The sequence below is a fragment of the Variovorax sp. GW821-FHT10C12 genome (genome assembly GCF_059415405.1).
On the sequence record NZ_JBWKNE010000001.1, the window covers coordinates 2,350,439 to 2,372,170 of the forward strand.

Sequence of the window (21,732 nt, forward strand, 5' to 3'; positions counted from 1 at the left end):
ATCGCGTCACAATTCCGAAAAATTTATATGCTGAATCCACTCCATTGATCGTGTGAATGGTTTCAGCAGCCTCCTCTTCTGCCCATGAACTACCGCAACGCCGATCTGAACCTGCTGAAGGTCTTCGAAGCCCTCATGAACGAAGGCAACGTGACGCGCGCCGCATCGAAGCTGTCGCTCACGCAGCCCACGGTCAGCAACGCGTTGCGCCGGCTGCGCGAAACCTATGGCGACCCGCTGTTCGTGCGCAACGGCGCGGGCATCCGCCCGACGCGGCGCGCCACGGAGTTGTGGGCGCCGCTGGCGCGGTCGCTGCGCACCATCCGGGGCACGCTCGAAGGCGAGAGCTTCGATGCCTCGCAAAGCGACGCGCGCCTGACGGTCTCGATGACCGACTACGTGGCCTGCATCGTCGCCCCCCGCCTGCTCGAGCGGCTCGGCGAACTTGCGCCGGGCATGCGCTTGCACACCCACCCCGGCACGGTGGTGGACTTCGGGCAGTTGCTGGACGACAACCGGGCCGACTTCGCCATCGGCGCCTACAACGACGACGTGCAGCGCCCCGGCTTCATGCGCTCACGCCGGCTGTGGTCGGTGGACTTCGCCTGCTTCATGCGCAACGACCACCCGCTGGCGAAGCTGGACAAGATCCCGCTGAAGAAATTCCTGGCCGCCCGCCACCTCGACGTGAGCCTGGCGGGCCGTGTCGGCGGCGTCTACGACCGCGTGCTGCAAAGCCGCGGCCTGCAGCGCAACCTGGTCAGCACGGTGAGCCACTACTCCGCAGCCTACGAGGCCGTGCGCCGCTCGGACCTGATCGCCGTGCTGCCCTGGTCCGAAGGCCTGGAGACGATGCGCATGACGGGCCTGAAGCGCGTGGCGCCACCGGTGGCGGCGCCGGCGCGCACCGTCGAACTGGTCTGGCACGAGCGGCACGAGACCTCGGCGCTGCACCAGTGGTTCATTGCCCTGGTGGTCGAGATGCTGGCGCGGGAGCCGGCTGCGCGGGCTAAGCCCGGAGCCAGATCCTGAGCGTCACGTACATCGCGTAGCCCAGGCCCAGGACGCACCACGCGATGAAAAACATGTTGGCCCAGTACTCGCCTGCATGCGCCGCCAGCGTGTAGACCTGCCCCACGCAGCCCTTTCCGACGCAGGGCACCTCGCCCCGGACCAGGGCGCGCAGCATGGCGAAAAAGAGGTAACAGGCCACGCCAGCGGTCAGCAGGAATCCGACGGGCCCGACGAGCCCCTGGGTGAGTTCGCCCTTCTCATCGCGATAGCCCTTGCGCAGCAGCTTCTGTCCGTACCTGTACCAGGCATATCCGAGCAGGAGCATCAGGGCGTAGTAGAGGAAGGCGCGCATGGGTCCTGTGATCGTCGGGGTGTGGCGGGTGTGAGTGCTTCGGCGAGGATCGTATCCGAGCAACTCACGCTCACCACCCACGCCCGCTACCGCGCGCCGGCCACAATGGCGATGCCCCGAATCTGCCCGGCGCCGGGCGCGTCCACCGGCTTCGCGTAGCGCGATGGCGCAAAGCGGTGCAGCAGCTCGGCCTCGCGCACGCGCGCCGAATCCAGGTTCGCCAGCTTGACATGGCCAAAGCCGCGCACCGACAGCGGCAGCGCCGCGATGCGTGCGGCGGTCGGCTGGTTGTCGGGGGTCAGCGCGGTGGCCATCTCCTGCAGCAGGCGGTCGAAGTGCTCGATCAACGCGCGCTCGGTGCGGCGTTCCGCCGTGTGGCCGAACAGGTCGAAGGGCGTGCCGCGCAGGCGCTTGCCGTGGGCCAGCCACTTCATCGCCGGCAGCATCCATCCACCGAGCCTCACCTTGGCGGGCGCCTGCCCGTGCGCGGGGCGCGAGAGCAGCGGCGGCGCCATGTGGAACTCGAGTTTCAGGTCACCTTCGAACTGGTCCTTCAGCTTCTGCAGGAACGCGCCGTCGGTGTACAGGCGCGCGACCTCGTACTCGTCCTTGTAGCTCATGAGCTTCAAGAGGCTGCGGGCCGCGTTGCGCGTGAAAGGCAGGCTCGCGTCGCCGCCGGGCAAGCTGGACTCGACCGCCTGCAGTGCGCGAATGCGCTGGTCGAAGCGCTGCGCCCATGCGGCGTTCTGGTAGCCAGTGAGATGGCGGCGCGCATCGGCGAGCAGCGCGTCCAACGGGCGGTCGTCGACCTGGTGCGCCGCCGCCTCGACCGGTGCCGCGCGCAGCTGGTCGAGCGCCGCCGGGTCGCCGGCCGCGAGCCGCCCCAGCGAGAACGCCGACTGGTTGGCCGCCACGGCCACGCCGTTGAGCTCGATCGCGTGCATGAGCGCCTCGAGGCTCAGCGGCACCAGGCCGCGCTGCCACGCGTAGCCGGTCGCCACGATGTTCGCGGCCAGCGTGTCGCCCAGGAACTCTTCGGCCAGGCTCTGCGCATCGAAGGTCTCGACCTGTTCCTCGCCCGCGACGAAGCGCATCTTCTCCAGCAACAGGTCGACATGCAGGTCGGCATCGGGGTTGCGCAGCGACTCGGCCACGGGAATTTCATGGATGTTCGCGAGCACGCGCGTGCGCCCGTGCCGCACGGTCTGCAGCGCGTCGGCCGAAGCGCCCACCACCACGTCGCACGCGAGGATGGCGTCGGCCTGCTGCGTGTCGATGCGCACCTGGTTCAGCCGTTCGGGCGTGTCGGCCAGCCGCACGAAGCTCAGCACCGAGCCGCCCTTCTGCGCGAAGCCCATGAAGTCGAGCACGCTGGCCGACTTGGCTTCGAGGTGCGCGGCCATCGCAATGACCGCGCCCACCGTCACCACGCCCGTGCCGCCCACGCCGGTCACGAGCAGGTCGTACGGGCCGGTCCATGCATGCGGCGCGGGATGCGCGAGCGCGCCCACGCGGTGCAGGAAGGCATCGCGCCCGGCCGCGAGCGCCCCGCTCTTGCGGCGCAGCTTGCCGCCCGTGACGCCCACGAAGCTGGGGCAGAAGCCCTTGGCGCAGGAGTAGTCCTTGTTGCAGCTGGTCTGGTCGATCTTGCGTTTGCGGCCCATCGGCGTCTCATGCGGGAGCACCGCCACGCAGTTGCTCTGCACGGTGCAGTCGCCGCAGCCTTCGCACACCGCCTCGTTGATGAACAGGCGCTTGGGCGGATCGGCCAGTTCGCCCTTCTTGCGGCGACGGCGCTTCTCGGCCGCGCAGGTCTGCTCGTAGATGAGCACGGTCACGCCGGGCATCTCGCGCAGGCGGCGCTGCACCTCGTCGAGCGCGGCGCGGTCGTGGAACTCGGTGCCCGCCGGAAACTTGTTCTTGATGGCGTCGTAGTGATGGATGGCATCGCTCACCACCACCACCTTGGTGACGCCTTCCGACTCCACCTGCCGCGCAATGGCGTCCACGCTGATGACGCCGTCGACCGGCTGGCCGCCGGTCATCGCGACCGCGTCGTTGAACAGGATCTTGTAGGTGAGCGTGGCCTTGGCCGCGACGGCCTGGCGGATCGCGAGGTAGCCCGAGTGGTAGTAGGTGCCGTCGCCCAGGTTCTGGAACACGTGCGGCGTCTTCGTGAACATCGCGTGCGAGATCCAGTCGACGCCCTCCCCGCCCATCTGGATCAGGCCGGCCGTGCTGCGGTCCATCCAGTTGGCCATGAAGTGGCAGCCGATGCCCGCGCGCGCCGTCGAGCCTTCGGGCACCTTGGTGCTGGTGTTGTGCGGGCAGCCGGCGCAGAAGTACGGCAGGCGCTTGACCGCATCGCTCGCGTTGGCCAGCAGCTCGGGCGGCGTGAAGTCGCGCACATGCTGCAGGTGATCGCCCAGGTCGTGGTTCTCGGGAAAGTGCGCGGCCAGCCAGTGCGCGACCAGTTCGATGAGGCGCGAAGGCCGCAGCTCGCCGAGCGCCGACACCAGCGGCTGGCCCGCGTGGTCGTGCTTTCCCACGAGCACGGGGCGCGCCTCGGGCGGCGCGTTGTAGAAGATGTCGCGCAACTGCGTCTCGACCACCGCGCCCTTCTCTTCCACGATGAGGATCTCGCCGAGCCCGCGCGCGAATTCCTTGAGGCGCGTCTGCTCGACCGGAAAGCTCAGGCCGATCTTGTACAGCCGCACCCCGGCGCGCGCGAGCTGATCGGGCGAGAGTTCGAGCCGGCGCAGCACCTCCATCAGGTCGTGGTGCGCTTTGCCGCAGGTGACGATGCCCACCTTGGCGTGCGGGCTTACGATGACGTGGCGGTCGATGCTGTTGCGTTGTGTGAAGGCGGCCACGGCGGCGAGCTTGTCCTCCAGCCGCGACTCGATGCGCAGCGACGGCAGGTCGGGCCAGCGGTAGTGCAGCCCGTCGGGCGGCGCGGCGTGGCCGGTGGCGGCGCGCACGGCATCGGCGTCTTCCCAGGCGGCCACGCGCGCGTTCACCGCGTCGAGGTCCACGGTGCCCGCGCTCTCGACGATCTCGGACAGCGCCGCCATGCCGACCCACGCGCCCGAGTAGCGCGACAGCTCGTAGCCGTACAGGCCGAACTCCAGGTACTCGGCCACGCTCGCAGGTTGCATCACCGGCATGCGCCAGGCCATGAAAGCGTGGTCGCTCTGGTGCGGCATCGACGACGACACGCAGCCGTGGTCGTCACCCGCCACCACCAGCACGCCGCCGTGCGGCGACGAGCCATACGCATTGCCGTGCTTGAGCGCATCGCCCGCGCGGTCCACGCCCGGGCCCTTGCCGTACCACATGGCGTACACGCCATCGACCGTGCGTTCGGGGTCGGACTCCACGCGCTGCGTGCCCAGCACCTGCGTGGCGGCCAGCTCCTCGTTCACGGCGGGCACGAAGCGGATGCCGGTCTTCTTGAAGCGCTCGCCGGCCTTCCATATGGCCTGGTCGACCAAGCCCAGCGGCGAGCCGCGGTAGCCGCTCACGAAGCCCTGCGTGTGCAGGCCGCGCGCTGCGTCGCGCTGTTTCTGCATCACCAGGATGCGGATCAGCGCCTGCGTGCCGGTGAGGAAGACCGAGCCGGCATCAGCCCAGAGGTTGTCGGAAAGTTGGTAGTCGGGCCGTCGGAGTGCGGTCGCTTCAAGTGGGGCGTTCATGCCCGGAATTGTTCTGCGCCCCCCCAAGTAAGTGTTTCTTCAATACACTGGCGCAGACCCTTGTTTGAAGAAAAATTCACTCAAAAACTGCGATGAACGCTGGTTCTATTTCTCTTGACGAGCATTGTCTCAAGATTCTTTCTGCACTGCAGCATGACGGCCGGCAGACCGTGCAGCAGATTTCCGAGGCCGTGGGCCTGTCGCCCACGCCTTGCTGGAAGCGCATCAAGGACATGGAGGCGGCCGGCGTCATCCGCGGCTACACCGCGCTCGTCGACCCCGAGCACGTGGGCCTGCACGTGTCGGCCGTGGCCGAAGTGAACCTCGACCGCCACAGCGAGGCGATGGTGCAACGCTTCGAAGAAGCCGTGGCCGCGAGCCCGCAGATCATCCGCTGCGTGTCGGCCACCGGGCCCGCGGACTACATCCTCAACGTGACCGTGCCCGACATGAAGCACTACGAGCGCTTCCTGCACGAGGTGCTGTTCAGCCTGCCCGGCGTGACGCACGTGCGCTCGAGCATCGTGCTGCGCGAGATCAAGTCGGAAACGGCGCTGCCGCTCGGGCACCTGCTGGATGCGAAGGCCGGGCTGGCGGGGTCACGGCGGTCGCCGTAGCGGGCTCTAGCGTTTGCGCCGAATGACGTACGCGTTCTGCGCCAACTCGAAGCCGAGCGTCGGGTAGTAGGACATCGCGTCGGGTGCCGAGAGAAGGATCAGCGACACCTCCTCGCCGATGATCGCCTGCGTGCGCTGCACGAGTTCCCGGCCGATGCCATGGCCCTGGTACTTCTTGTCCACCGCCAGGTCCGACAGGTAGCAGCAGTACGCATGGTCGGTCAGCGACCGCGACAGCCCCACCAGTTCGTTGTCGACCCAGGCCGACAGCAGGAGGCTGGGCGCGGCGAACATCCGTGCAATGCGGGCGAGGTCGTTCGTGGGGCGCTTGATGCCGGACCGGTCGAAGACGCGGGCGACGTCGGCCGGGTCCAGGGGAACGTCCTGACGGTAGTCGATGGTGATTTGGTTCATGTGTTTCCTGGGTAGCGCCTGTGCCTGGCTCATTCCGTCTCGGAAGACCCGAGCTTCTTGAGTTCAGCGAACTTGGCCGCCATCGTCGGGTTGCCGCGCGTCAGCTTCTTGATCGTCACGTCCTGCGCCTTGTCGTTCGCAAGGCGCAGGTTCCGGTCGGTGCCGAGCAGCGCTTCCTTGGTCTTTTGGAGGTGGTCGATCGACTTGTCGATCTCCGCGATCGCCTTCTGGAAGTGGCCGTGGGCCAGGTCGTAGTTCCTGCCGAAAGCGGCCTTGAAGGTCTCCAGCTCGGTCTCGAACTTCGTGATGTCGATGTTCTGCGCCTTGACCAGCGCCAGTTCCGACTTGTACTTGAGCGAATTCATCGCCGCATTGCGCAGCAGCGTGATGATGGGCAGGAAGAACTGCGGCCGCACGACATACATCTTCGGGTAGCGATGGAACACATCGACAATCCCGGTGTTGTAGAGCTCGTTGTCGGGCTCGAGCAGCGACACCAGCACCGCGTACTCGCAGCCCTTCTCGGTGCGGTCCTTGTCGAGTTCCTTCAGGAAGTCTTCGTTCCTGTTCTTCGTGGCGGTGCGGTCGTTCTCGTTCTTCATTTCGAACATGATCGAGACGATCTCGGTGCCGGCCTCGTCCGCGTCGCGGAAGATGTAGTCGCCCTTGCTGCCCGTGCGCGCGTCGTTGTCCTTCTCGAAGTAGGCGCGGGGAAACGCCATCGACCGGATGCGGTTGAACTCGGTTTCGCAGTGCAACTCCAGGGTCTCGCCGACCATCTTGGTCGAGAGGCGCGCCTTCATGTCGCGCAGCCGCTCGATCTCGCCTTCGCGGTCCTTGATCTGCGTCTCGTACTTGTCCTTGAGCGACTTCTCGGCGAGTTGCTTCTCGAGCTCCGCCCGCTCGAGGCCGCTCTTCCATTGGTCCCGCTCCTTCTCGACCACGCTGACAGCCTCGCTGATCGCGAGCTTCTTCGCCACCTCGATGGCATCGAGCCGGGCCTTCAGCTCCTGGATTTCCACGTCCTTCGCGGCGGCGCTCTTCTGCAGCTCGCCCACGTGCCGCGCCTCAGCGAGCGCCGTGGCGGCCAGCTTGTCCTGCTTGGCCTTTTCAAGCTCGTTCGCAAGCGCGTCGCGCTCCCGCTCCACGGCGCCCAGGGCTTCGCTCACGGCGAGCTTGCGCGCGACATCGCCGGCCTCGAGCTTCGCCTTGAGTTCCTGGATCTCGCCGTCCTTGGCGGCGGCGGCCTTCTGCAGTTCGCCGGCGGCCCGGGTCTGGGCGAGTTCGACGGCAGCGCGCTTGTCGCGCTCGGCCAGTTCCAGCCGCTCGTGCAACTGCTTCTCGAAATCGCCGTCGCGCACCTGCTTCAGGATGTCCGCGTAACCGGATTCGTCGATCTTGAATGCCTTGCTGCAATGGGGGCAGATGATTTCGTGCATGGCTATGTGCGCTCCATCGTCAGGGTGGGCGTCGACAGAAAAAGGGGTGCAGCGAAGCGCCGCGCCGTTCGGGCGGGATCGCGGGGAGTGATGCTGTTCATAGGGTCAGGGACATGGGGCCATCCGACTGTAGCCGGACAGGAAGCGCCGGCGAGCGGCAGGCGCTTGAAGACCGAGGCCGACGTCTGCGAACGAGCGATCCCGTCTCGATCACGTTGCTAGAATCGCCGCTGCAAAAATCGACTCTGACCTGTTCAGAGCTCCATCCCGCCGTAAGCGTTTACGTCAACCAACGCATCACCAGTGGCACCCGCATGCCGACTGGCGGTGCGCGTGGGTCGCTTCGGTGCTCATCGTCCCGCCCATTCGACCGGCTGGTGCCGCCTTTGAAAACTCAAGGAGCGGCGCTCGATGACGAACGTCCAAACAAACTCTTCTTCCCTGCGCACGTTGGTCTGGATGACCCTCGCGCTTTTTCTCGCCTACCTGTCTGTCGCCATGTCGATGCCGGCTGTGACGCTCCATGTGTCGCAGACGCTGGGCATGGGCAATGTCGCGTCTGGCCTGGGCGTCGGCATTGCCTTCTTGTCCACCATCCTGAGCCGCGGCTGGGCGGGCCGTCTGGCTGACGAACGCGGCGGCAAGTTCGCCATGTTCCGGGGCCTTGTCCTCTATGCGGCGGCATCGCTCCTGTGCTGGGCCTCCTCGCTGCCCATGCTGGGCCATGGCGTCGGCGCGTACCTGGTTCTTCTGGTGGGACGTCTCGTGCTGGGCCTCGGCGAAAGCTTCGCGCTCGTCGGCATGCTGGGCTGGGCGATGGCGGCCATGGGCCCCGCGCGTTCCGGGCAGGTCATGGCGCTCGTCGGCACCGGCATGTACGGCGCTTTCGCGGTGGGCGGTCCGCTGGGCCTCTGGCTGCTTGAAAGGCTCGGCTTCGCCGGCCTGATGGCGGGCAGCATCGCCTTGCCGCTGGTCAGCGGCGCAATGCTGTGGTCCATCGCGCCCGCCATGTCGGCACAGGGGCGCCGCGCGCCCTTCTCCGATGTGCTGGGGCTCATCTGGAAGCAAGGCGCGGTCGTGGGCCTGCAAGGCGTCGGCTTTGCGGCCTTGGGCGCGTTCTTTCCCCTGTACTTCCTGGCCCATGGCTGGCAGGGTGCCGGCTACGGACTGACATGCTTCGGCCTGGGCTTCGTCCTGGTGCGACTGCTGGCAGGTCGCTTGCCCGACCGCATCGGCGGAATCAAAGTGGCGCTCGTCTCCCTGGCGATCGAGGCCGTGGGTCAAGCGCTGCTGTGGCTGGCGCCCCATCCCGTCGTGGCGATGGTGGGCGCACTGCTGACCGGCATGGGATGCTCGATGGTCTTCCCCGCCATGGGACTGGAGGCCGTCAAGCGCGTGCCCGCCCACCTGCGCGGAACGGCCATCGGCGGCTTCGCGGCGTTCCAGGATCTGGCGTACGGCGTCACAGGTCCGATGGCGGGGCTGATTGCCGACCACTACGGTCACTCGAGTGTGTTCCTGGTGGGGCTGATCGCGACGGTTGTGGGGATCGGGATGACGTGGCGGCTTGCTAAGGGGTCGCAGGCCGGGCGCGCTTCGACGCTGGCCTGAGGCGGCAAGAGAGAGCCGCTTGGCTCTCTCTTCGGCAGCGGCGTCCGTCACCTGCGCACGAATCGTTCAATCTGCGACGCGACGTCGTCTGGCGCAGCGTCGCTACGGAAACGCGCGCACGGCATCGCCTTGAACTTTGGGAATCGCTCCCGTATCCGCCGCTCCTCGCTCGCGCTGTCACCGCGCAAATACGGCCGCGAAAGCTGGCGTCGCACGATCGCCTCCACGCATGCCTCGAGTTCGAAGGCTGGCAGCAGCAGCGAGGTCAGCGCATCGGTTTCGATGGCGCAACGCAACGTGGGATACCCCTCCTCCACGTCTTCCGGATACGTGAGGAATCCGGACGAAAGCGCAAGAACGGTGGGACTGGCCAATGCAGATCGAACCTCCCGATAGACGTCTAAGTTCTGCCTTGCATAGCCCAAGTAGCCAGACGCCTCGATGACGGCGTCGATGTTCCCTTCGCGGGACATGAAGTGCTGGTCGAGATCGACGAACGCCCAACCCAGTCGACGGGCCAAATGTGGACCCACAGTGGTTTTCCCCGCCCCGCCGGGCCCGATGAGATGAAGGATCGTTGTCATGCGCCCCCGAGGTCGCTCTTCAAGCGAAGGACCGTCGATATTTGACGAGCCCACGCTTGATCGAGGAATCGAAGCCGCAGCGCTCGAAGAACCGATGAGCATCCGTGCGATCCACCGAACTCAGCAACATGATCTTCGAGCAATCGCTCGCCGCACAGAACGCCTCGACCTCCCGCATCAGCGCGGCCCCGACCCCTCGGTTGCGAGCGGCCGCGTCGACGACGATGTTCTCCACGACCGCGAATGGCTGTCGCCCGTACATCGCGTCTTCGCACAGCGAGACCAGCACCGTGGCGCACACCTGGCCGTCGACCTCCGCGACAAGAAGCGCCGTCCTCGGGTCTTCGGACAACGCCTGCAGGCGTTCGGGCAGCACGCAGCGCGCCGTGTCTGCGACCAGTTGGCCGTAGAGCGTATCGATGCGGGCGGCGTCCTCAAGTGTCGCGCGTCGAACCTGGAGGGACGGGGTGGGCATGCCAGTTGTCTTCATGAATGAAGTCTGCTTCAGGAGAAGTCCGCTTCTGACCGAAATTGACTACGCGTCGAACCAATGGGCATGCATCTGCCGCAAGAACTCATCGGACAAGGGAACCCCCGACGCAGCGCCGATGACCGAGTCGACGGCGCATCTCGGGCACAGCGCGGTCGAACCTTGATCCGTCCATTCAACGATCTCCACTGGCGAGAACTTTGCCAAGCAATAGAAGCAGCCGCAGACCTCGCTCGTCTCGATCTGCTCTCTGTGGTTGCTGCTGAAAACGTGCGCAGAAATGATGTCCATGGTCGGTTCCAAGCCCTATCGTTCGCCATTGGGCGACTTCGCCACACCGCGAACCTTCGTCCAATACTCGTCCTGAACGTCAGCGTCTACGACGGGCCGAACATGCGTCGCGTAAAGGGCATCTTTCCCATCACGTCGAGGCCCTGAAATCCAATAGTGCTCGCCGGTTTCAATGTCGAAATAGTTCGACTTGAAACCGTCCCCCTTCAGGCTGCGGAAGGACTTCCCTGCGTAGTACAGCGTGGCCCCGGACTTGGAACACGTGACTCGCCCAATGCGGGCCGGCCCCGTCAGGCCGCTTGTCTTCGCTTCGATGTACATGATGCGGCTTGCCATCAGCTTCTGCTCCCGTTGTGATGAAAGGGACGTTGTTCCAGACCACTCTCGATGGCATTCTGCCGTCAGGCCGATCTCCACCGCACCTCGCTGAACCGCATGCGCCGAAGGTCGCCCTGCGACTCCAATCGCCCAGACTCGACAAGCAAGGCAACCCGTCTCGCGAAGAACGCACCGGGAACGTCCTCCGTGTGATCGGGCATCGACAGCATCGCCATGCCAACCACACGCGCCACCTTGCGCCATTGACCGGTCACTTGAGAAAGAAGCGCCGCGTCGATGAGCGCCAGGTCCGACTCAGGCAGCCTGGCTACCTGCTCACGCTCGGCGGGTGAGAGTTCGGTGTCGAAGGTGTCGTCGTCAGTCATTTTTATGAAACCCCGTGAAGCGGGCCCCGAGTGGACATCCGCTTCCGGTCGGATTCTGCCGAATACCTTGCGCCTGCGAAGCGCGCGACGCCCACATAGACTGTGGAAATGTCCCAGCCCACCCCCGCCTTCAGCACGTCGTCCACCACCAACAACTACGCCGAGAAGACCGCCCGCCTGGTGCCAGGCCTGCATGACCTGCAGACGATGGCGGCCCTGCTCGTCGCCGAACGCGCGCCGGATGCGGCCCACGTGCTGGTCATCGGCGCTGGTGGTGGCATGGAGTTGAAGGTGCTCGCGCAGGCGCATCCCCGATGGCATTTCGTCGGCGTCGATCCGTCGCAGCCCATGCTCGACCTCGCCGCGGAAACGCTCGGTGCGCTCGCCGAGCGGGTCACACTGCACCACGGCTACACCGACACCGCCCCCGAAGGCCCATTCGATGCAGCGACCTGCCTGCTGACGATGCACTTCCTGACGCTCGATGAACGCAGGTCGACGTTGATGGAGATTCGTCATCGCCTGAAGCCCGGTGCGCCGTTCGTCATGGCGCACCTCAGTTTTCCCCAGGCGGATGGGGAGCGAGAGCTGTGGCTCTCGCGCTACGTCGCCTTCGCAGCTGCTTCCGGCGTCGATCCGGACAACGCGCGCAAGGCCGCATCCGCAATCGATTCGACGCTGACGCTGCTCAGCCCGGCGCAGGAAGAGGCATTGCTGGAGGAGACGGGTTTCACCAACGTCCGCCTGTTCTATGCAGGCATGGCATTCAGAGGCTGGGTCGCCAACGCCTGAGCGACATCTCCCTCACCGCGCGTTGCAGAACGCCTTGATGTCGTTCTGCGCCACCTCGCGATCGTAGGCGTCGGTGGGCTTGTTGCGGCGCGCTCGGGCACCACTGAGGATGTCCCGCGCCAGCGCACATCGCGAGGTATTCGTTCCGTGGTCGATGCCGTCTGAAACCGCCTTGGGTCCCTTGCGTTCGGGTGGGCCATAGGGCCGGGGCGACTGGGTCGACGTGGGGAGGCCGGACCGGTCACGTGGACGCCAGTCGCTGGTGGGTGGCGTGAAGTTGTTCGACGTGTCGTGTGACGGGGAAATCTTCAGTTCTTCGGTCCTGGCGCCACCCGCATCGGCCTTGCGCTCGGTGTAGTGCGTCTGGCCTTTGGCGTCGACCCACTTGTAGATCTCCGCATGGCCCGTGGCGGAAAAGAGCACGGAAGTGAAGGCGCCCAGTGCAACCCGACGCAGTCCTGAAGTTTTCATTCCGTGGCTACCAGCAAGTGGCGAGATCGAACGAAGAGGTCGGGCGATTCTGCCCTACCCTTCGCGGCCCCACCGCCACGCCGTCAACGCTCCAGATCGCGATCGAGCGAAGCGCCTCCGTCCCCCACCTGCCGCCACGCCGGTGCCAACGCCTTGCGCGCCGCATTCAGCTCGGCCATCGAGATGTGCAGCTCCGCCATGGTCTGCACCAGCAGCTCGAGCAGCGCGGCGCGCTGGCGCAGCCGCACGGTCTCGGCGCGGCGCGCGCGTTGGGCCTGGCGCGCCGCGGCCTGGATGGCGCGGCCCGTGGGCGAGTCGTGCGAGGGATGGTGGTGGTCGTCCACGGACAGGCCGGATGCAACGCGCATGGGCAGTGGCATCACGCGGCGGCGGGCACACCCTGGACGGCGGCGGTGGCAGCAGCAGCGGCGTCGGCATTCGCCGCGTCGCCGCGCGTCTCGGCCGCGGGGCCGTAGTTGCGCAGGTGCAGGAAGAACTCGCCCATCATCTGCATCCACAGGCGCACGGCAAACGCCAGGTAGGCGGGGCTGACGCCGCCGGCCACGACCACGTCCATCTCGAGCACGACGAAGTCGCCGTGCTGCGCCACGCGCGCAAAGCGCTTGCTGCGGTGCCAGGCGGCGAGCACGGCCTCGGGCAGCGTGCCGCCCTGCACGCGCAGCGGGCAGCTCAGGGTGAAGTCGGTGTACTGGGTGGTGGTGACGGCGTTGCCCCACAGCACCTGGAAGCCGATGCCGTGGCTGGCGCTGTGCAGGCGCACCACGCCATCCTGTTCGATGGCGGTAACGGCGCCGCCGGCGGCCTTGATGGCGTCCGACACCTGGTCGGGCGTGACGGCGTCGAGCATCTCGAAAGGCACCGGCGTGGCGGCCTGGTCGTCGGCTTGCGGGGTCGTGGCGGTGGTGTTCATGGTGTGCTTCTTCTTTCTGAAAAGGGGGAATGGGTTCAGTTGGTTTTCTTGAGCGCGGCGTCGAGCGCGGCGCTGTCGATGCTCAGTTGCGCCGGCGGCGCCAGCTGGGCCATGTAGGCCTGCACCAGCTGCTGCTGCCGCTGCTGGCGCAGCGCGGCCTGCAGTTGCGGCTTCATCTCCTCGAGGGTGGCGGTGCGCGCGGGCTGGATGTCGAGCAGCTTGACGATGTGAAAGCCGGCCTCGGCCTGCACCGGTTCGCTGACCTGGCCCTGCTTGAGCTTGGCCACGGTGTCGCGCAGCTCGGGCAGGATGCGCGCGAGCGGCAGCGTGTCGACCTCGCCGCCGCGTTCGGCACTGCGGCGGTCCTGCGAGCTGGCGCGCGCCACGGCGGCGAAATCGCCGCTGCGGGCCTGCTTGGCGAGGCGGTTGGCTTCGTCGCGCACCTTGGCGATGGCGGCCGGGTCGCGTTCGGGCGTGGCCAGGTAGATCTGCGCCACGCGGTAGGCGGCCGGCAGGTTGAAGCCGGTCTTGCCCTGGTCGTAGGCAGCCTTCACCTCGGCCTCCGACGGGAAGCCCGCGGGCACCTGGCTCACGGATTCGAGGTAGCTGGTGGCGACGATGCGCGCGGTGATCTCGCGCGTGGCGGCGTCGATCTTGGCCTTCACGTCGGGCCGGTCGGCCCAGCCCTTGGCGCGGGCATCGCGCAGCAGCGCTTCGCTCACGAGGCGCTGGCGCAGCCAGCCGTCGAGGCCCGCGCGGTCGGCCTTGACGGCAGCGCGTTCGGCCTCGGGCAGGGTCTGCAGCAGCTTCTCGATCTCGTCGGGGCCGATGGTCACTTCGCCGATGCGTGCGACCACGGCGGGGCCGGGCGCGACGGGTTGCTGGGCGGCGGCCACGCCGACCGACGAGACGAGCAGCACGCCGGCTGCCGCGCGCAGGCGTCGGCCGAGGCCGGCTGCGGGAGTGGATTGGGTCTGGGTCATTGGGGCTTTCCTTCCGTGGCGGAGGCAGCAGCCGCTGGCGCCGGCGCGCTCACGGCGCGCACGTCGAAACGGCTCTCGTAGAGCTTGTCGCCGTACTGCTGCGCGATCTGTTCGTACTTGACGCGGCTTTGCGCCGCGAAGGGCTGGCGCGAGGCGAGCACGCTGCCCACGTCCATGGTTTCGTAGGCGCGCAGCACTTCCTGCCCGACGGCATACAGCTGCGTGTTCTTGGCCTCGCACTGCGTGAGCGCGGTGCGCTGCAGCGCGGCCTCGCCGGCCAGGCGCTGGCGTTCGGCCTCGGAGGCGCGCGCCATCTTCAGCAGCTCGTCGTAGGCGCCGCGGAACTGCGCGATCTGCGCGCCCGCCTTCTCGCTGGCGGCCTGGGCCTGCTCGCGCAGCTGCGCGTTGCCGGCGCTGGCCTGGCCGCGCGCGTGGCGCTCGGACGCAAGCTGGGCCTGGCTGGCGGCCAGTTCCTTCTTCAGCGCCTCGAGCTCGGACGCGGGAGCTGCAACGCCAGGCGCCTTGCCCGCAGGCTGGCCGGCCTTGAGCGCGGCCAGCTCGTTCTGCGCCTGCTGCAGCTGGGTGGTGGTGGTGCGCAGCTGCGCGCGCAGCCGCTCCTCCATGCTCTGGCCCTGCGGCTGCTGGGCCTGCGCGACGCCGGCCGTGGCGGCCAGCGCGGCCAGGGCCAGCGCCGGGAAGATCGTTCGGGACACGGCGGACTCCTTCTTAGAAACGCGCATTGAATTCGAGCTGCAGGGTGTCGATCGACAGCGGCGGGCCGTAGACCTCCTTGGTCGAGATCCAGCGGCCGGTGAACCACATGTTCTTGTCGATCGCGTACGAGCCGCCCAGGAAGTAGCCGCGCGCATTGGTGCCGCCGCCGTGGAAGCTCGAATCGTTGTAGCCGTCGGGCATGGCGTCGGGCTCGATGCGCTTGTAGCCCGCGAGCACGTTCCAGTCGCCGCGCGCGGCCGGTGCCGGCTTGCCGTAGGTGGCCTGCAGCATGTAGGCGTTGCCGCCGCTCTTGAAGTCGGACTTGCTGGTGCCGCCGGTGGGGCCGAAGTTGTTGACGATGGCGCCGCGAATGCCCGCGCGGTTCCAGATGTCGTTGGCGTCGTAGGCCGTGTTGCGCACGAAGTTGGCGTCCAGGCGCAGGTTGTTGCCGGCCACCTGGGTATCCCAGCGCAGGTTCAGGTCGATCAGGCGGAACTTCGAGGCCAGGCCCACGTACTGCGGCTGCGGCGTGCCGGCCGGGTTGAGCGGGTCCAGCGAGATGTCGCGCAGCAGCATGAGCGTGTTGCCCTTCTGCATGAAGGCCGGGCGCGACCAGTCGGTGCTGCAGCCGTCGGCGCCCGCATACAGCGCGCAAGGCTCGGAGACCTTGCCGCTGACGTTGCGGAAGTTGTAGTACGCCAGCGCGCCGCGCACGCGGTTGTCTTCGTTGATCTTCCAGTCGGCGCCCACCTGCGCACCGAGCAACCACTTGTTCTCGCTCTTCATCTTGCGCTGGCTGCGCGTGGGCGAGCCGTCCGCGGAGTATTCGAGCGGAATCAGGCCCAGCGTGCCGAACAGCGAGAGGTCGCGGTTCGAAGCGAGCTTCTTGTCGAACTGCGCGGCAATGCCGTCGAAGTTCAGGTCGCTGGAGTACAGCAGGTCGGTCGACATGAAGGGGTTGCCGAAGCGACCGCCGGTCACGGTGAGCCAGTCGGTCGGCTTGTGCGAGATCCACATCTGGTCGAGCCACACGCTCTTCTTGCCCAGGCCGCCGCCCAGCGTGGTGGTGGTGGAGACGGGGCTGTCATCGCTGCCCGAGGCCAGGCGCACGCCGGCCTTGGTGTTCTCCGACAGGTCGGCCAGCAGGCCCACGCGTGCGCGGGCGCGGAACAGGTTGCGGCGGTCCTGGCGCGTGTTCAGGATCGAGGGCAGCGACAGGTTGGTGTTCGGGTTGACGTCGTAGCCGGCGCCCTGGTTGAGCGAAGGCCAGTTGATCTCGATGTCGCTGTTGTTGCCGGCGTAGCTGCGCGATTCGTTGCGCACGCGCACGTCGCCTTCGAAGCGGATGCGCTTGCTCCACTCGGGCGTCTCGTTGGGCGCGGCCCAGCCTTCGTCCTTGGCCTGGGCCATGACCTGCGCCTTGACCTCGTCGCGGATCTGGTCGCGCACGGTCTGCGAGATGTAGGGCACGCGCACGTCGCCCGCTTCGAGGCGCATGCCGCCCGCGACGGTGGCCGATGCGGCGGTGGCCGACACGGCCGCCTGGCGCTGCGCCTGCTGCGCGGCGATGGCTTCGGTCTGGGCCTGGGCCAGCAGCGCTTCGCCCACGTCCTTGGCGAGCGTGCCGCTCTGGATGAGGCCGCGGATCAGCTTGACCATGGCGGATTCGCCCACGGGCGCGGCGGCGGACTGGGCCATGGCGGTGCCGGCCGACAGCACGAAGGCGGAGGCCACGGCCGCCGCGAGCGCGCACTGGCGCAGGGCCGGCATCGCGCCCCGGCGCGGGAGGGTGTTGTGCAGGGTGTTCATCGCTTCGTTCACTGGAGGAAAGGAGTCGGGCCGGGCATCGGCCGTACAGGTGTGGAAAGTCATGGCCGGCGGCCTTTCATCGACACGCGCATCGGAAAGCGCATCGAGGCCGGCGGACGTTCGTCGACGCGATCGAGCCCGCGCACCAGCGCCAGCACGGCCTCGTCGATGTCCTCGGTGCCGGTGCCGCGCACCAGCTGGGCGCGCGTGGTCTTGCCGTCGGCGCCGAGCCACAGGTCGATCTGGATGTCGTCGAACACCAGCTGGCGCGTGCGCGGGTCGCGCGACAGCGCCTGCTGCAGCATGCTCGACACGTAGCGCGCATACGAGCCGCTGCCCAGGCCGCCACCGGCGCCGGTGCCGCTCATGCCGCCACCGCTGCCGGCCTGGATGCCGAAGGCGTCGTTGCCGGCCTGGCCGGCGCTGTCCATGGTCACCGGGTCGCCCAGGTCCTTCGAGGGGCTGGGCGGCGCGTCGTCCTTCGGCGCTTCCAGCGGCTCGACCGGCTTGGGCTCGGGCTCGACCACTTCGGGCTTGATCTTTTCCGGCTCGGGCTCGGGCAGCTTCTCGGGTTCGGGCGGCGGTGGCGGGGGCGGCGGCAGCATCAGCGTGGGCGCGTCAGCCACCACGCGCTTCTGGCTCGCGGTGTCGGACAGGAGCCGCCACACGAGCAGCGCCAGCGCCACGACGATCGCCAGGCCGATGACCACCCCGCCCCAGCGGCGCCACAGCGCGGCCGTTCCACCCGTGCCGCTGGAGCGCGGCGCAGGCAAGGCAGAAGAAATCGGGTCGCGAGGGTTCACGCTCCGGTCCTCACTTCTGCTTGCCGGTCACGAGGCCGATCTGGTTCAGCTCGATGCGGCGCAGCAGGTCGAGCACGTCGACCACTTTCGCGTACTGCACGCTGGCATCGCCGCGCACGATCACGGGAAAGTCGGGCGACAGCGCCTTCTCGGTGCGCAGGCGCTCTTCGAGCTCGGGCAGCGTGACCGGGTAGGCGTCCAGGAACACGTTGCCCGCGTTGTCGATCGTGATGGCCTTGGTCTTGGGTTTTTCCAGCGCCACCGAGGCGCTGGCCTTGGGCAGGTCGACCTTGATGCCCGGGATGCTGGCGTTGCTGGTGAGGATGAAGATCACCAGCACCACCAGCAGCACGTCGACGAAGGGCGTGATGTTGATGCCGCCCGTGCGCTTGCGCACGGCGAACTTCGCGGCTGTGTTTGCCATGGTGCGCGGTCCTCAGGCGCGGCGCGCCTGCACGGCCACCGGCAGCGAGCGGCCCTCGCCCTGCTCTTCGGCCAGGCGCGTGACGAACTCGTCGACGAACACGGCCATGTCGGCGCCGATGGCGTCCGAGCGCGAGGCCAGCCAGTTGTAGCCAAAGAGCGCGGGGATCGCGACGCCCAGGCCGGCGGCGGTACACAGCAGCGCGGCGGCCATGCCGGGCGCCACCGAGTTGATGTCCACGGCGCCGGCCATGGCCGCCACCACGAACACCAGCATGATGCCGATCACGGTGCCAAAGAGGCCCACGTACGGCGCGCCTTCGATGGTGGTCGACAGCCAGTTCATGCGCTTGGACATGCGCTCGGTCTCGCGCACCATCACGCCGTCCATCGCGGCGCGGATGGCGCCGATGGTGGAGGCCGACACGGCGTTCAGGTCGTAGCCGCGGTCATGGCGGCGGCGCATCTCCTCGATGGCCACTTCGTACAGGCGCCACAGCGAGGAATCGGCACGCACCTCCTGCGGCACCGTGTTGTTGGTGGCCAGGCGGTCCAGCGGCGCGCCGGCGGCTTCGCGGAAGTGCTCGATGAAGGTGGCGTTGGCGCGCGAGGTGGCGCCGAAGTTGCGGCCCTTGCCGATCATGATGGCCCACGACAGCGCCATCATCAGGCCCAGCAGGCCGACCACGATCCACGCGTCCAGCGGCATCGCGGCCAGGATGAAGCCGAAGTGGCTCTTGCCGGCCTGCTGCTCGTCGGGGCCGAACGCGGCCAGGCGCGACTCGGCGCCTTGCGACACGGCATCGGCCAGCAGCAGCGCGTCAGGGCGTGCGACCTTCGACAGGCGCACTTCGTCGATCGCGCCGGTGAACGGCGCAAAGCCGGCCACGGGTGCAGCGCCCGGTGCAGCGGGTGCGGCAGCCGGTGCATCGGCGCCGAGCGCGGCGGCGGTGTTCAGCGCGGGCAGCTTCGCCGCCAGCGACACGGCCGGACGGCCGCCCACATACAGCGCGACGCTGTCGCCCTCGGCCTTCACCGCCAGGTGCGACCACTGGCCGGCCTGCACCGGCTGGCCGGGCGTGCTGCGCTGGCCGTTCACCTGCACGAAGGGCACGCCCTGGTCGATGCCGACCACGAGCTCGCCGGCGCCGTCGCGGCGCGCATAGATCGCCTGGCGCGCGCCGAGCGAATCGGGCTTGATCCAGGCGGAGAAGGTCAGCGTGCCGCCGGCCGTCACGGCCAGCGAGGGCGTGGTGGGCAGCATCAGCGCGCCGTTGCCGAGCTGCGCGCCCTTGCCGATGACCGTGCCTTCGACGGGCACCGCCGCGGTCTGGCCGTTGTTGCCGTAGGCGGTGGTGTCGCGCGGCGGCACCGCGCCTTCGGCGAAGTGGTAGACCAGCGTGTAGTCGGGGTCGAAGCTGCGCTGGCCGTTGCCCGAGGCCGGGGCCTTGGGGTTGCCGTAGTACATCCAGAGCTTTTGCGGCGTGCCGGCCGAGACGTTGGGCACGTCGACCCAGATCAGCGCGATGCCCAGGAGCGGATCGAACTGCTCGATCTGGTGGTTGAGCACGGTCTTGTCGTCGCCCGCGACAAAGCGCAGGTCGGCGCCGGTCTCGCTCACGCCCTCGAACTTGAAGTTGCCCGTGTGCAGGCGCACCAGCACCGGCACGCGGCCGGCATCGCTGCCGATGGCGCCGGCCTGCGGGCCGCCGTCGATGGTGACGGGTTTGCGGTAGGCCCATTCGGCCTGCCACCAGGCATGGGCCAGGCCCGGCAGGAGCGTGCTCAGCAGCGTGAGCGCGATGAAAAGAAGTCGTCGCATGACAGGGTTCTCCGGAAAGCTCGTGGAATGAGAAAAAAAATCGAAAAGAGGAATGGCTGTTGCCGTCGGTCGTTCGTTCGGTCAGTAGCTCGCGGTGATGCTGAAATTCACCTGCGTGTCGTGCTTCTTGGTGCGCGGCCCGTCGACCAGCGGATAGCCGATGTCGACGCGGCCCGAGAAATACGTGCCCACCTTGAAGGTCGTGCCCACGCCCACCGAATACAGCGAGAAGCGCTCGGCCTGTTCGGGCAGCGGGCTCTTCAGGCGCAGCCGCGCGGCGTCGGCGAAGGCGTACACGCGCCAGTTCTCGACGGCGCTGCCCAGGAAGGCCAGCGGCTTGCTGCGCAGCTCGACCGAGCCGACCACGCCGTAGTCGCCAGTGGCCTCGGCCGAGAGGTAGCCGCGCACCGAGTTCATGCCGCCCGCGGCGATCTGCTCGCTCGAGACGAGCGGCGAATCGGTCATCTGCGCGTTGACGCGGAAGGCCACCTGCGTGCCGCCCTCGAAGCTGTGCGCGCCGTTGAGGTCGGTCTTCAGCACCATGAAGCTGGGCGAGGCCTTGTAGCGCTTGTAGTCGAAGGCCGCCCAGTCGCTGCCGTACTTGAACGAGCTGCTGGTGCCCGCCACCAGCGACACGCCCACGCCGTACTGGCTCTTGTCGGTCTGGCGGAAGCCCGAGTACGACAGCGTGATCGGCGCGTACTTGAGCGGCACCGTGTCGCCGCTGCCCTTGAGCGTCAGCGCTTCCTTGTTGTTCTTGAAGTCGACGCCCACGCTGAAGGCATGCCACCAGTTGCCGGTGTTGGGCACGGTGTAGGTGGCCTTCAGGCCGATCGAGTGGCCCTTGCCCAGCACGGTGGTGCCGCCCACGGTGGCCACGTTGCTGTCGGACACGAAGGCGTTGGCTTCCAGGCTCCAGTTCGTGCCCTTGAGCGGCGCGTTGTACGAGGCCGAGAACACCTGCGTCTGGTTCAGGTCCTGCGGCGCGCCGAAGAAGCTGATGGAGGCGCTGTGGCCCATCTGCCAGAGGTTGTCGTGGCCCAGCGAGGCGCTGGCGCGCAGCTTGCGCGTGTCGGCGCTGTAGTCGTTGTTCAGGGCCACGCTGGCACGCCACGGGCTCTGGTCCTCGACCTTCAGGTCGACGTCCATCGTGCCCGGCATGGTGCCGGGGCGCACCAGCGGCATCACCTGGCGCTTGGGGCTGCGGTTGAGCGCGGTGAGCTCGGCCTGGGCCTTGTTGAAGTCGGGCACGCTGCCCTCCTTCAGCGCCGGCACCTGGTCGCGCACGTCGAGCGGCGAGTTGTACTCGGCGCCCACCACGCGCACGCGGCCCACGCGGGTCTCGTTGACCTGCAGGAACACCACGCCCTGCGTGACCTGCTGTTCGGGCAGGTCGACGTACACCGACTGGTAGCCCGCCGCCTGGTAGGCCGCGAGCAGCGCGTCGCGCGCGCCCTCCACGTCCTTGAGCGTGCGCTCGGGGCCGAGGAAGGGCGTGACCGCCTTCTCGATGGCGCGGGCGTCCAGCACGGTGTTGCCGCGCACGATGTATTCGGCGATGTCGACCTTGCGGGCCGGTTCGGTGGCTGCGGGCGCGCCCGCGGCCGGTGTGGGCGCCGAGGTCGGCGCCGGCGTGGAGACAGCGGCAGGTGCTTGCGCGAACGCTGCCGCCGGGGCACCGATCGCCATCACCGCCAGCCACACCGCTCTCCAGCAGGTCGGTGGGGCGTTCTTCTTCATGTCATGCATTTACAGCTCGGTTCTCAAGGATGA

The 21,732-nt window shown here is 67.8% G+C and carries 23 protein-coding genes; 4 read left to right on the forward strand and 19 right to left on the reverse strand.

Features of this window, described 5'->3' with window-relative positions; translation table 11 throughout:
- The first annotated feature begins 84 nt into the window (after nucleotides 1–84).
- Entirely contained in the window at nucleotides 85–1,032 is a 948-nt protein-coding gene (locus AC07OH_RS11170) for a LysR family transcriptional regulator (RefSeq protein WP_495300661.1), read from the forward strand.
- Here the strand turns inward: AC07OH_RS11170 and AC07OH_RS11175 are convergent.
- Entirely contained in the window at nucleotides 1,010–1,366 is a 357-nt protein-coding gene (locus AC07OH_RS11175) for a hypothetical protein (protein WP_495300662.1), read from the reverse strand. The two genes, AC07OH_RS11170 and AC07OH_RS11175, sit on opposite strands and share 23 nt — an antisense overlap.
- A gap of 86 nt (nucleotides 1,367–1,452) precedes the next feature.
- Nucleotides 1,453–5,061, reverse strand: a complete 3,609-nt coding sequence (locus tag AC07OH_RS11180; protein ID WP_495300663.1) for an indolepyruvate ferredoxin oxidoreductase family protein — start codon at nucleotides 5,059–5,061, stop codon at nucleotides 1,453–1,455.
- A 92-nt stretch (nucleotides 5,062–5,153) separates the two neighbouring features.
- Here AC07OH_RS11180 and AC07OH_RS11185 point away from each other — a divergent pair, with 92 nt between their 5' ends.
- On the forward strand, nucleotides 5,154–5,678 hold the full coding sequence (locus AC07OH_RS11185) for an Lrp/AsnC family transcriptional regulator (RefSeq protein ID WP_492676501.1): 525 nt from the start codon (nucleotides 5,154–5,156) through the stop codon (nucleotides 5,676–5,678).
- Nucleotides 5,679–5,684: 6 nt separating this feature from the next.
- Here AC07OH_RS11185 and AC07OH_RS11190 read toward each other — a convergent pair whose 3' ends face one another.
- Together AC07OH_RS11190 and AC07OH_RS11195 are read right to left on the reverse strand one after the other, a co-directional pair.
- Nucleotides 5,685–6,092 (reverse strand): GNAT family N-acetyltransferase, encoded by a 408-nt coding sequence (locus AC07OH_RS11190; RefSeq protein ID WP_495300664.1) that lies wholly within the window; start codon nucleotides 6,090–6,092, stop codon nucleotides 5,685–5,687.
- 29 nt (nucleotides 6,093–6,121) lie between these two features.
- A complete protein-coding gene (locus tag AC07OH_RS11195) occupies nucleotides 6,122–7,531 on the reverse strand; it encodes a DUF2130 domain-containing protein (RefSeq protein WP_495300665.1) in 1,410 nt (469 codons plus the stop codon).
- A gap of 411 nt (nucleotides 7,532–7,942) precedes the next feature.
- On the opposite strand from AC07OH_RS11195, the gene AC07OH_RS11200 reads away from it, so the two are divergent.
- Nucleotides 7,943–9,142 carry an arabinose transporter gene (locus AC07OH_RS11200; RefSeq protein ID WP_495300666.1) on the forward strand — a complete coding sequence of 400 codons (1,200 nt, stop codon included), beginning with the start codon at nucleotides 7,943–7,945 and terminating at the stop codon, nucleotides 9,140–9,142.
- A gap of 47 nt (nucleotides 9,143–9,189) precedes the next feature.
- Here the strand turns inward: AC07OH_RS11200 and AC07OH_RS11205 are convergent, their stop codons facing one another.
- The 5 genes from AC07OH_RS11205 to AC07OH_RS11225 form a co-directional block, all read right to left on the reverse strand.
- Nucleotides 9,190–9,726: a shikimate kinase gene (locus tag AC07OH_RS11205; RefSeq protein WP_495300667.1), complete on the reverse strand. Its 537-nt coding sequence runs from the start codon at nucleotides 9,724–9,726 to the stop codon at nucleotides 9,190–9,192.
- A 19-nt stretch (nucleotides 9,727–9,745) separates the two neighbouring features.
- On the reverse strand, nucleotides 9,746–10,201 hold the full coding sequence (locus AC07OH_RS11210) for a GNAT family N-acetyltransferase (protein ID WP_495300668.1): 456 nt from the start codon (nucleotides 10,199–10,201) through the stop codon (nucleotides 9,746–9,748).
- 60 nt (nucleotides 10,202–10,261) lie between these two features.
- Complete coding sequence (locus tag AC07OH_RS11215) at nucleotides 10,262–10,507, reverse strand: cytoplasmic protein (protein ID WP_495300669.1); 246 nt, start codon at nucleotides 10,505–10,507, stop codon at nucleotides 10,262–10,264.
- A gap of 15 nt (nucleotides 10,508–10,522) precedes the next feature.
- Nucleotides 10,523–10,843 (reverse strand): 1-deoxy-D-xylulose-5-phosphate synthase, encoded by a 321-nt coding sequence (locus AC07OH_RS11220; RefSeq protein WP_495300670.1) that lies wholly within the window; start codon nucleotides 10,841–10,843, stop codon nucleotides 10,523–10,525.
- A gap of 65 nt (nucleotides 10,844–10,908) precedes the next feature.
- Nucleotides 10,909–11,211, reverse strand: a complete 303-nt coding sequence (locus AC07OH_RS11225; protein WP_495300671.1) for a DUF3658 domain-containing protein — start codon at nucleotides 11,209–11,211, stop codon at nucleotides 10,909–10,911.
- Between the two features lie 108 nt (nucleotides 11,212–11,319).
- On the opposite strand from AC07OH_RS11225, the gene AC07OH_RS11230 reads away from it, so the two are divergent.
- Nucleotides 11,320–12,003 carry a class I SAM-dependent methyltransferase gene (locus tag AC07OH_RS11230; protein ID WP_495300672.1) on the forward strand — a complete coding sequence of 228 codons (684 nt, stop codon included), beginning with the start codon at nucleotides 11,320–11,322 and terminating at the stop codon, nucleotides 12,001–12,003.
- A gap of 12 nt (nucleotides 12,004–12,015) precedes the next feature.
- On the opposite strand, the gene AC07OH_RS11235 is transcribed toward AC07OH_RS11230, so the two are convergent.
- From AC07OH_RS11235 to AC07OH_RS11280, 10 genes are all read right to left on the reverse strand, one after another.
- Nucleotides 12,016–12,474 carry a DUF4124 domain-containing protein gene (locus AC07OH_RS11235; protein WP_495300673.1) on the reverse strand — a complete coding sequence of 153 codons (459 nt, stop codon included), beginning with the start codon at nucleotides 12,472–12,474 and terminating at the stop codon, nucleotides 12,016–12,018.
- A gap of 83 nt (nucleotides 12,475–12,557) precedes the next feature.
- Complete coding sequence (locus AC07OH_RS11240) at nucleotides 12,558–12,842, reverse strand: hypothetical protein (protein WP_495300674.1); 285 nt, start codon at nucleotides 12,840–12,842, stop codon at nucleotides 12,558–12,560.
- A gap of 11 nt (nucleotides 12,843–12,853) precedes the next feature.
- The gene (locus AC07OH_RS11245; RefSeq protein WP_495300675.1) at nucleotides 12,854–13,405 is read right to left on the reverse strand and encodes a YbjN domain-containing protein; all 552 of its coding nucleotides are present in this window, start codon (nucleotides 13,403–13,405) and stop codon (nucleotides 12,854–12,856) included.
- 35 nt (nucleotides 13,406–13,440) lie between these two features.
- Nucleotides 13,441–14,388 (reverse strand): peptidylprolyl isomerase, encoded by a 948-nt coding sequence (locus tag AC07OH_RS11250; RefSeq protein ID WP_495300676.1) that lies wholly within the window; start codon nucleotides 14,386–14,388, stop codon nucleotides 13,441–13,443.
- Nucleotides 14,385–15,101 (reverse strand): hypothetical protein, encoded by a 717-nt coding sequence (locus AC07OH_RS11255; protein WP_495267770.1) that lies wholly within the window; start codon nucleotides 15,099–15,101, stop codon nucleotides 14,385–14,387. The genes AC07OH_RS11250 and AC07OH_RS11255 overlap by 4 nt, the downstream gene beginning before the upstream one ends.
- A 13-nt stretch (nucleotides 15,102–15,114) precedes the next feature.
- Nucleotides 15,115–16,974: a putative porin gene (locus AC07OH_RS11260; protein WP_495300677.1), complete on the reverse strand. Its 1,860-nt coding sequence runs from the start codon at nucleotides 16,972–16,974 to the stop codon at nucleotides 15,115–15,117.
- Nucleotides 16,971–17,714, reverse strand: a complete 744-nt coding sequence (locus AC07OH_RS11265) for an energy transducer TonB (protein ID WP_253252342.1) — start codon at nucleotides 17,712–17,714, stop codon at nucleotides 16,971–16,973. Before AC07OH_RS11265 ends, AC07OH_RS11260 begins: the two co-directional genes overlap by 4 nt.
- Nucleotides 17,715–17,724: 10 nt before the next feature.
- Nucleotides 17,725–18,138, reverse strand: a complete 414-nt coding sequence (locus AC07OH_RS11270) for an ExbD/TolR family protein (protein WP_062474100.1) — start codon at nucleotides 18,136–18,138, stop codon at nucleotides 17,725–17,727.
- Between the two features lie 12 nt (nucleotides 18,139–18,150).
- Nucleotides 18,151–19,959: a DUF2341 domain-containing protein gene (locus AC07OH_RS11275; RefSeq protein WP_495300678.1), complete on the reverse strand. Its 1,809-nt coding sequence runs from the start codon at nucleotides 19,957–19,959 to the stop codon at nucleotides 18,151–18,153.
- A gap of 81 nt (nucleotides 19,960–20,040) precedes the next feature.
- Nucleotides 20,041–21,699 (reverse strand): ShlB/FhaC/HecB family hemolysin secretion/activation protein, encoded by a 1,659-nt coding sequence (locus AC07OH_RS11280; RefSeq protein ID WP_495300679.1) that lies wholly within the window; start codon nucleotides 21,697–21,699, stop codon nucleotides 20,041–20,043.
- Nucleotides 21,700–21,732: the final 33 nt, after the last annotated feature.

Bases quoted from the DNA above. Each gene is read 5' to 3' on its own strand.
- AC07OH_RS11170 (WP_495300661.1), top strand. From the start codon at position 85: ATGAACTACCGCAACGCCGATCTGAACCTGCTGAAGGTCTTCGAAGCC.
- AC07OH_RS11175 (WP_495300662.1), bottom strand. From the start codon at position 1,366: ATGCGCGCCTTCCTCTACTACGCCCTGATGCTCCTGCTCGGATATGCC.
- AC07OH_RS11180 (WP_495300663.1), bottom strand. From the start codon at position 5,061: ATGAACGCCCCACTTGAAGCGACCGCACTCCGACGGCCCGACTACCAA.
- AC07OH_RS11185 (WP_492676501.1), top strand. From the start codon at position 5,154: ATGAACGCTGGTTCTATTTCTCTTGACGAGCATTGTCTCAAGATTCTT.
- AC07OH_RS11190 (WP_495300664.1), bottom strand. From the start codon at position 6,092: ATGAACCAAATCACCATCGACTACCGTCAGGACGTTCCCCTGGACCCG.
- AC07OH_RS11195 (WP_495300665.1), bottom strand. From the start codon at position 7,531: ATGCACGAAATCATCTGCCCCCATTGCAGCAAGGCATTCAAGATCGAC.
- AC07OH_RS11200 (WP_495300666.1), top strand. From the start codon at position 7,943: ATGACGAACGTCCAAACAAACTCTTCTTCCCTGCGCACGTTGGTCTGG.
- AC07OH_RS11205 (WP_495300667.1), bottom strand. From the start codon at position 9,726: ATGACAACGATCCTTCATCTCATCGGGCCCGGCGGGGCGGGGAAAACC.
- AC07OH_RS11210 (WP_495300668.1), bottom strand. From the start codon at position 10,201: ATGCCCACCCCGTCCCTCCAGGTTCGACGCGCGACACTTGAGGACGCC.
- AC07OH_RS11215 (WP_495300669.1), bottom strand. From the start codon at position 10,507: ATGGACATCATTTCTGCGCACGTTTTCAGCAGCAACCACAGAGAGCAG.
- AC07OH_RS11220 (WP_495300670.1), bottom strand. From the start codon at position 10,843: ATGGCAAGCCGCATCATGTACATCGAAGCGAAGACAAGCGGCCTGACG.
- AC07OH_RS11225 (WP_495300671.1), bottom strand. From the start codon at position 11,211: ATGACTGACGACGACACCTTCGACACCGAACTCTCACCCGCCGAGCGT.
- AC07OH_RS11230 (WP_495300672.1), top strand. From the start codon at position 11,320: ATGTCCCAGCCCACCCCCGCCTTCAGCACGTCGTCCACCACCAACAAC.
- AC07OH_RS11235 (WP_495300673.1), bottom strand. From the start codon at position 12,474: ATGAAAACTTCAGGACTGCGTCGGGTTGCACTGGGCGCCTTCACTTCC.
- AC07OH_RS11240 (WP_495300674.1), bottom strand. From the start codon at position 12,842: ATGCGCGTTGCATCCGGCCTGTCCGTGGACGACCACCACCATCCCTCG.
- AC07OH_RS11245 (WP_495300675.1), bottom strand. From the start codon at position 13,405: ATGAACACCACCGCCACGACCCCGCAAGCCGACGACCAGGCCGCCACG.
- AC07OH_RS11250 (WP_495300676.1), bottom strand. From the start codon at position 14,388: ATGACCCAGACCCAATCCACTCCCGCAGCCGGCCTCGGCCGACGCCTG.
- AC07OH_RS11260 (WP_495300677.1), bottom strand. From the start codon at position 16,974: ATGACTTTCCACACCTGTACGGCCGATGCCCGGCCCGACTCCTTTCCT.
- AC07OH_RS11270 (WP_062474100.1), bottom strand. From the start codon at position 18,138: ATGGCAAACACAGCCGCGAAGTTCGCCGTGCGCAAGCGCACGGGCGGC.
- AC07OH_RS11275 (WP_495300678.1), bottom strand. From the start codon at position 19,959: ATGCGACGACTTCTTTTCATCGCGCTCACGCTGCTGAGCACGCTCCTG.
- AC07OH_RS11280 (WP_495300679.1), bottom strand. From the start codon at position 21,699: ATGAAGAAGAACGCCCCACCGACCTGCTGGAGAGCGGTGTGGCTGGCG.